This window comes from Pseudolactococcus laudensis, assembly GCF_013449735.1.
Classification (GTDB): Bacteria; Bacillota; Bacilli; order Lactobacillales; family Streptococcaceae; genus Pseudolactococcus; species Pseudolactococcus laudensis.
Map to the genome: position 1 here is coordinate 1 of NZ_JACBNY010000039.1, position 7606 is coordinate 7606.

Below are 7606 nucleotides of genomic sequence, written 5' to 3' on the forward strand. Positions count from 1 at the left end.
TATTGAATAGGAGAAGAAACGGCAGAAAAAACGTCAATCGTAAATCAAAAGGGTTGATCAACTAAAACTACATTTTTTCATTGACAAATCATAAGTATGAGTATATAATATACTCATACAACATACTCATATAAGTATATTATATGAGTATGTTACATTATTGTTGAATAGGAGAAGAAATGGCAGAAAAAACGTCAATCGTAAATCAAAAGGGTGGAGTAGCTAAAACTACATCTTTTTTTATTGACAAATCATAAGTATAAGTATTTTATATACTTATACAATATACTCACGTTATATAAGTACATTATATGAGTATGTTAAAACATTATTGAATAGGAGAAGAAACGGCAGAAAAAACGTCAATCGTAAATCAAAAGGGTTGATCAACTAAAACTACATTTTTTCATTGACAAATCATAAGTATGAGTATATAATATACTCATACAACATACTTATATAAGTATATTATATGAGTATGTTACATTATTGTTGAATAGGAGAAGAAATGGCAGAAAAAACGTCAATCGTAAATCAAAAGGGTGGAGTAGCTAAAACTACATCAACTCACAATATAGGTGTTGCTCTTGCAAAGATAGGGTTTAAAGTGCTAGTAGTAGATTTAGATAGTCAAGCTAGTTTAACTTACTCAGTAGGTATTGATCCACTTAGTGTAGAAGATAAAAATATTGTCTCAATTTTAACAGCAAAAAGTACAGTAGATATTAAAGAATGTATTTATCAAGTTAAAACAGTAGAAAATTTATATATTTTGCCGTCAATTATTGATTTAGCACAAATTGAACTAGAAATGTTTGCTAGATCAAGTAGAGAAAAAATACTAGAGAGAGCATTACTTCCTATTGAAGATGATTTTGATTTTATTTTGATTGATTGTCCACCTCAACTGAGTGTATTGACAATCAATGCACTATCATGTAGTGACTCAGTAATTATTCCTGTAAAAACTGATGAATTAGCATTCAGAGGATTAACACAACTAGAGGACACGATAGAAGAAATAAAAGAGTTAATCAATCCAAAACTTGAAGTAATTGGAGTCATTGCAACTATGTTTGAAAAAATATCAACTGAAGATAAAAGAGTATTAAAAAAACTTGAAGAAAGAGAGCAAGTAATAGGTATAATTAAAAAAACTGTTGAGGTAAAAAAAGGAATCACTAAAGGTATATCAATCGTAGAAGCACAAGAGACAAACGAAGTATCATTAGTTTATAAAAAAGTAGCAAAAAAACTTATTACAAAAAGCGAGGTTTGAAAATGGCAAAGAAAAGTTTGATTGGAAACATGATAAGTGAAGATAATATAAAAAGAATAAATTCTGATAGTGTAAAAGCAGTTGAAAAGACAGAAGTGAAGAGCAAGCGAATAAATGGGTTAGTCAAACCGTCTACATATGAAAAAGCAAAAGTAAAGGCTGAAAAAATAGGCATATCATTTAACGAAGTGTTAAATCAGTTGCTTGAAAATTGGATAGTCGAAGACTAGGGTATTCTGAGTTCAAATAGACTATGTATATAGAATGAGTATGTAGCGTGAGTATATGTATCGCTCATGCGATTTACGTACATCACGTGAGTAAGCTTAATTACCAGGGTTTAATGCACATCTTCAAATAGAAAAATAAAAAGGCATGTGGTAGCCTTTTTATTTTCTGTGAATATTGAACTTATTTCTGTACCTTTGAAAGGTTCTACGATTGATACCTGTCTGTCTTTCTACATCTTTTTCAGTAGATCCTTCGAGATACAATTTAAATGCTAACTGAAGTCTAGGATCATTCTCGGTAAATTTAAGTTTGCGACCTTTAAATTTACCCTTTTCTTTTGCTAGTGCAATTCCCTGTGCCTGTCGTTCTTTTATTCTTTTACGTTCAGACTCAGCCTGATACTTATATAGCTCAATGACTAGATTATTGATCAAACGTCTTAGATTATCATCTTCAATGCCACTCATTGAAGGAAGATTTAAGACTTCTAAAGTAGCATCTTTTTGTTGAATGATATTCATGATCTCAGTCAGGTCTTTATTATTACGCCCAAGTCGGTCTAATTCAGCAACCACCACAATATCGCCCTCACGTATATAGTCAAGCATTGCTTGTAATTGTGGTCTTTCGGTAGTAGCTCCACTTACTTTGTCTGAAAAGACCTTAGAAACGCTCTCTAAGGCTTGCAGTTGTCTATCTAAGTTCTGTTCTTTGCTAGATACACGTGCATATCCTATTTTTGCCATTTGTTTAACCTTTCATTTGTCGCCAAAATTTAAACCTGGAATCAGCCTGCTGCTTTAAAAATATGGCGACACTTATTGAGAAGAATATATTGCTGAATCAATATACCGTTCAATCTGGTTTAACTTGTTTTTGATGTCACGCATTTCGGATATTTCTTTTTTTAGTTGGTCAAGTTTCATTTGGCTTTCGTGTATTTCAGTATCAATCCTAATTTTTTCAATATAAGAATGCTCTACTAAAGTTTCAAATTTAGAAGTGAAACTATTCCCTTAAAAGCTGTCTACAATATCAAAAGTTTGTTTTGTCATTCTGACATTGTAGCGAATATCTTTTACTTCCTTTTTCATAAGTCTCCTTTTTTCTATTGCGCAAGTCTTTTGTCTATTTATAAACCTATTATATCACGGAAAATAAAACAAGACAATAGAGTATACTCTGTTGGCTGTTTTAGAATGTTAATAAAAAAGATGATACTGTTTTTTGTAATTAACTCGACAAATAATTCGGAATACTATAGAATTTACTAAAATATAGATAGAAGGGGTACTATGACTAAACACTCGAAACTACCAAACAAAGCATTGAAAAGGACTTTGATAGTGAGTGTGTTATTAGCATTGTCTTCTCTGTTTTTATTGTTTATTATTACTAAGCCAAAGGAATCACAAGAAACGCTGGAATATGAAGGCAATCATTATTTCGGTACAACTTATATTTCACCTAACTTAAATTTTGACGAAGAAAAAACAACAATATTTGGGAAATCAGAATATTTAGGTAGCTATACAATTAAAACATTTAATAAAAAAAGCAAGCTATGGAGTATTGAAAGTATTTCTCCAAAAAAACTAATTGTGGAAATGAATCCTGGTAAATCAAGCACAAATTTTAGAACTTGGACAAATAAAAATCTTTCAAGCCAAAAAGATGCTTTTGAATTTTTAAATCCAAAATACTTAACTTATGCAATTCAAGATAATGAAAAAACTTCAATTGAGACAATGAACTCTCAAACACAAGATAAAGTCATAAAAGAAGTCAAAAATATTCTTAATAAAAAACCAGCTTTTAAAACTTCGCAAACAATTAAAGCAACATCTACTTATGAAATATATTTCAATAATGACTATAAACAATCTTTAGTCTTGCAGGTCTCTTTATTAAAAATCAAAAAAAGAGGAAATGTCATGTCTTTATCAGGAGATACAGGATATATACAGTATTGGCAAGTTAGTGACAAACTTTTGAATTTATCAAAATAGCTTTATTATACTAATTGCAAGTTGTGATATTAACTAAGTAGGTTTATCGTCTGAATATTTGATTTACTGAATTTAATTAAAAAACTAGTCTGAAATTATTCAGGTTAGTTTTTTTGATTATTGATTAATGTATAGAAGTAGTTTAAAAGTATCGAAAAATAATAAAAAAATAATTGACAGAATATTCACAAAGTGGTATCTTTAATATAACTTTTTTAAAAATATTAATTTTTTGAAAAAGATAGGTGTAAAAAAAGAAAGGGAATTGTTATGAAAGAAATTTAAAGATTATCTTGATTGGTGGCTTAACGGGAGGGGGACTAGGAGTTGTGGCTATTACTAGCCTTGTCTCTCTAGTGATTTCTCATTTGAATAACGTGAGAACAGCATCGTCTAGCTTTGGAAGAATAGAAGATAGAGTTTGAGATATGAAAAAAAAGTAATTTTATGTTTATTCACGTTTGTATTTAGTTTGTTATTTTATTTATACCTGTTTCCAACAACAATAATTCCTAAAAAAGATTATAATACATTTACTGAACTATTAGATGATAGATTTTACAGACTATTTCTTCCTAAATTAGTTTCGACAACAGCAGTCATTTTATCTAAAACGTTTGTATTTTTAATTTTTTCGAAAGTAAACGAATGCTTTAGTGAAGATAAAATTACTTTTTTAAATCAGTTTAATAAAATGTATTTTTGGATTAAGTGGATTTTTAATGGACTTATTCTAGCTAGTTTTATGACAATTCTAGCAATGCTATTAAATTAGTTTCTGTTGCAAAGTTTTTAGATAAGTCAATTTAGATGTAATGTTATTCCCGAAAACCCATTGTTATCAGGAAAAAACTTCTATTCTATTAGTTACTCAACAAAGTCTAAAGATATGATGTCGCAATATGTAAGTCAGTTTGGTTCTATAACGAAAGTTAAAAGTAAATCGACTGGTCATACTTATGGGTATGCATATAATGAACTATATGAGGAATTCATGCTAGCTATAAGAGATGGTGATGAAAAAGTGACAAAAAGTATCCACAATTCAAAAACTTTCTCCAATAGCGTAGATGATATTATTTCAGCAAAAGATGCGATATTTAAATATGGATTAGGCACAGCGGCCTTCCTAGCAGTCTTAACTGCGTTACAATTTATTCCAGTAGCTAATTGGTTGGGGGATGGCGCCCTTTGGCTTATAACAACAGTGACTGGTGCAGGAACTCTAAAAGATGCATATAATCTCGCAACTAACATTAAAGATTATTATAACAGTTCATTATCAGCGGAATAATATTATAAAGATATTAAAGTTATATAAAGAATGAAAGAAGAAAACAAAATAAAAATAAGGTTAATTACGGTAATCTTTATCAGCTTCTTGGGGATTATCATAAAACCAGTTGATTTTAAAGATATTACAATAGGATATACTGTCATTATAATAGCTTATCTTCTGACTTTGTTATGCATATTTACTTTTTTAGTATTAAATTTAGACAATTATTCAAAAGAATTTGACAAACATACTAGGAAACAAAAGATGAATTTTCAAATTTTGTATGTTGCAAGCATAGTTTCGATAATAATATCATTTCAAAACATAATATTCTAGCTAGAGTTGTAGCAGCTTCATTAGCTATACCTGGTCTTGCACTTGGAACAGTTTTAGCGGAGATTATTGGTGGATTAACGGGAGCGGGATAGGAATTCCAGCGATTAAAACTATAGTTAAAGTTTTCAACAAAAAAGATAGAGAGAATATAAAGTCAGATGACGTGGCTACTTTATTTAAACTACTAGGTTTTGGTCTCATTACAGGGGGACCTGCTACTATTTTTATTTCTTTAATAGCATACCTTCAAGCAGAATCAGCACTACGAATAAACCTTGATATGTATTTATTTGATTAGAAAGGAATTTATGAAAGAAATAATTTTGTATTTGTTTTTACTAATATGGTCACTGATTTGTTTTTACTTTGAATTTTCATCTTTAGGATATTGGAGCATACTTTTATATGCGACACTATTCATTTATGATATTCTAATTATATATAATTTTTCAAAAATAAAAAATAGTAGATTGTTTATAAATATAAAAAAAAAGACTATACTTACGTTGGCTTACTAATTCTGCTCATCTTTGGTCTATTCGCTCCTCTGTTCTTTATGAATTTAATTATAGCTATTAGTAACGTTGCATGCGTATCTCTTGTAATAGCTATTAATCTAAAACGACATTAATATAAATATTTTTGGTAAATTGAAATATTTAGTTAGCTATCTGTACTCATCTGAAGTGATTGATTTGAGACTGTAGTTCTTATTCAAGATAAGAAGTGCATCATTAACAGACTTTGAAGTTTTGTCAGTTAGTCATCTAATAATTTCTGTTCTGCATTTTATCTCTGTCAAAGTTGGGCCTCTACTAAAAAAGTGGACAGATAAATGTATGCTATAATCTGTTTAATAAACTGGACTGCTATCAATAAAGCAGACACAAAATACAACAGGCTTTTACTTCAAGGAGACAACAGAGTGTAGCCTGTTGTCTTTAAAAATGAACTGAAAATGATAACATCTAAGAAAGAGCGAATATTATGTAATTTCTAGAATGTATGTTAAAATAAAAATGCACAGTTAAAAGTTGACAATAGGTTAAAAAGGAGAAATTATGAAAAAGAATACTTTAATATTATTCATGCTAAGTATCATTAGTGGCATGCTTATTTTTGGGAAAACTGTTTATGCTTGTGAAAGTAATTCAACAGTAACTACTCAATATGTGATGTACGATGAATTAACACCTGCAGAAAAAGGCAAGGTAACCCAGGGTCAGCCAAATATCGAGGTTTTACACGATCAAGAGAATATCAAATTAATCTACACCAAAATTATAGAGCATTCTAAATCATCCGATTCAAATAATATAAAAAATACTAGTATAAACGAGAATACTATATTCAAAAATACTGATATTTTGCCAAAAACTGGAGAAAATAATCATAATATTTATTGGATACTCGGTATTATTCTTATTTTTTTATTGATTATCCTGCTTATATGGAAAAGAAAAAAAGCAAAAACATTGCTCTTATTGTTTTTACTGGCAGCAGGGGTAATTTCTTCAGTAGCTGTAAATGCTGAAGTAATTAATTTACCTATTGAATCTGTACAAAATTTACCTAAGAATGGTAAAATATTTTCACCAAATACAGCAGTTGAAACGTACGAATATGTTGGTTATATTCATACCTATTCAGATAATGAATTGCCTATAAAAAAAGGTAATGTTACTGTAAAGTATCAAGATGAAGATGGTAATGCTTTGTCTGATGATGTAACTCTAACAGGTAATGTTTGCGAACAATATTCCACAGAAAAAAAAGATATTGAAGGCTACATATTTAGAGAATTACAAGGAAACACAACTGGTAGTTTTACTGGAGACGAACAGACTGTTATTTTTGTTTATGAACTAGAGGAAAAAGAAGGATTAGTAGAATTTGTATTAAATGATCAAACAAGAGAACAGACTGGTGGAGAAATAATAGTTTGGGAAAGAGGAGAACGAAAATCTTATCCTACACTCTATTATATATGGGATAAGGATGATCTAAATTCTAAAATTACAGATTTATCATTGAACGGGAAAGTAGGTACACCAGTTAGTATACCCACCTCGTATGATAATCTTTTTCAATCAGAGGATGGCACTATAGATGAGGGTGTTCCTCTTTATAATGGAACACCAGTTTATGCAGTTTATCAAGACGAATTAGGAGAGTTACACTTGGCTCCGGAATATTATAATTTCTACGCTAATTTGGATAATTTCTACGCTAATTTGGATAATTTCTACGCTAATTTGGATAATTATGATAATAAGCCATCTTTGTACACATCTGATACGCAAATCATTAATTTTTATATTCATGTTTTCGTTAACCAAAATGAAAGTTGATTATTTAGCCATGACTTGATACCCGATAGAATATCTTAAAGTCTCTGGTTCCAGTGATTTAGCTGATTTTAACAGTAAAGAATACGCTAAAAGTATTATCTCTAATTTCAATTGAAAACCT

The 7606-nt window shown here is 29.6% G+C and carries 6 protein-coding genes and 1 pseudogene; 5 read left to right on the top strand and 2 right to left on the bottom strand.

The features are described from left to right. Positions 1–508 precede the first annotated feature (508 nt). Positions 509–1279 (top strand): ParA family protein, encoded by a 771-nt coding sequence (locus tag HZR21_RS10945; RefSeq protein WP_180747647.1) that lies wholly within the window; start codon positions 509–511, stop codon positions 1277–1279. A gap of 2 nt (positions 1280–1281) precedes the next feature. Beyond that, positions 1282–1509 (top strand): hypothetical protein, encoded by a 228-nt coding sequence (locus HZR21_RS10950; RefSeq protein ID WP_138492598.1) that lies wholly within the window; start codon positions 1282–1284, stop codon positions 1507–1509. 159 nt (positions 1510–1668) lie between these two features. Here the strand turns inward: HZR21_RS10950 and HZR21_RS10955 are convergent, their stop codons facing one another. Next, positions 1669–2256, bottom strand: coding sequence for a recombinase family protein (locus HZR21_RS10955; RefSeq protein WP_180747648.1), 588 nt, complete (start codon positions 2254–2256; stop codon positions 1669–1671). A 549-nt stretch (positions 2257–2805) separates the two neighbouring features. Between HZR21_RS10955 and HZR21_RS10960 the strand changes: the two genes are divergently transcribed. From HZR21_RS10960 to HZR21_RS10970, 3 genes are all read left to right on the top strand, one after another. Then, on the top strand, positions 2806–3519 hold the full coding sequence (locus tag HZR21_RS10960; protein WP_180747649.1) for a hypothetical protein: 714 nt from the start codon (positions 2806–2808) through the stop codon (positions 3517–3519). An 835-nt stretch (positions 3520–4354) separates the two neighbouring features. Next, positions 4355–4813: a hypothetical protein gene (locus HZR21_RS10965; RefSeq protein WP_180747650.1), complete on the top strand. Its 459-nt coding sequence runs from the start codon at positions 4355–4357 to the stop codon at positions 4811–4813. A gap of 1382 nt (positions 4814–6195) precedes the next feature. Then, complete coding sequence (locus HZR21_RS10970; RefSeq protein ID WP_180747651.1) at positions 6196–7485, top strand: MucBP domain-containing protein; 1290 nt, start codon at positions 6196–6198, stop codon at positions 7483–7485. On the opposite strand, the pseudogene HZR21_RS10975 reads toward HZR21_RS10970, so the two are convergent. After that, a pseudogene (locus HZR21_RS10975) lies at positions 7486–7606 on the bottom strand (IS982 family transposase); the annotation flags it as partial.

Bases quoted from the DNA above. Each gene is read 5' to 3' on its own strand.
- HZR21_RS10955 (WP_180747648.1), bottom strand. From the start codon at position 2,256: ATGGCAAAAATAGGATATGCACGTGTATCTAGCAAAGAACAGAACTTA.
- HZR21_RS10960 (WP_180747649.1), top strand. From the start codon at position 2,806: ATGACTAAACACTCGAAACTACCAAACAAAGCATTGAAAAGGACTTTG.
- HZR21_RS10970 (WP_180747651.1), top strand. From the start codon at position 6,196: ATGAAAAAGAATACTTTAATATTATTCATGCTAAGTATCATTAGTGGC.
- HZR21_RS10945 (WP_180747647.1), top strand. From the start codon at position 509: ATGGCAGAAAAAACGTCAATCGTAAATCAAAAGGGTGGAGTAGCTAAA.
- HZR21_RS10950 (WP_138492598.1), top strand. From the start codon at position 1,282: ATGGCAAAGAAAAGTTTGATTGGAAACATGATAAGTGAAGATAATATA.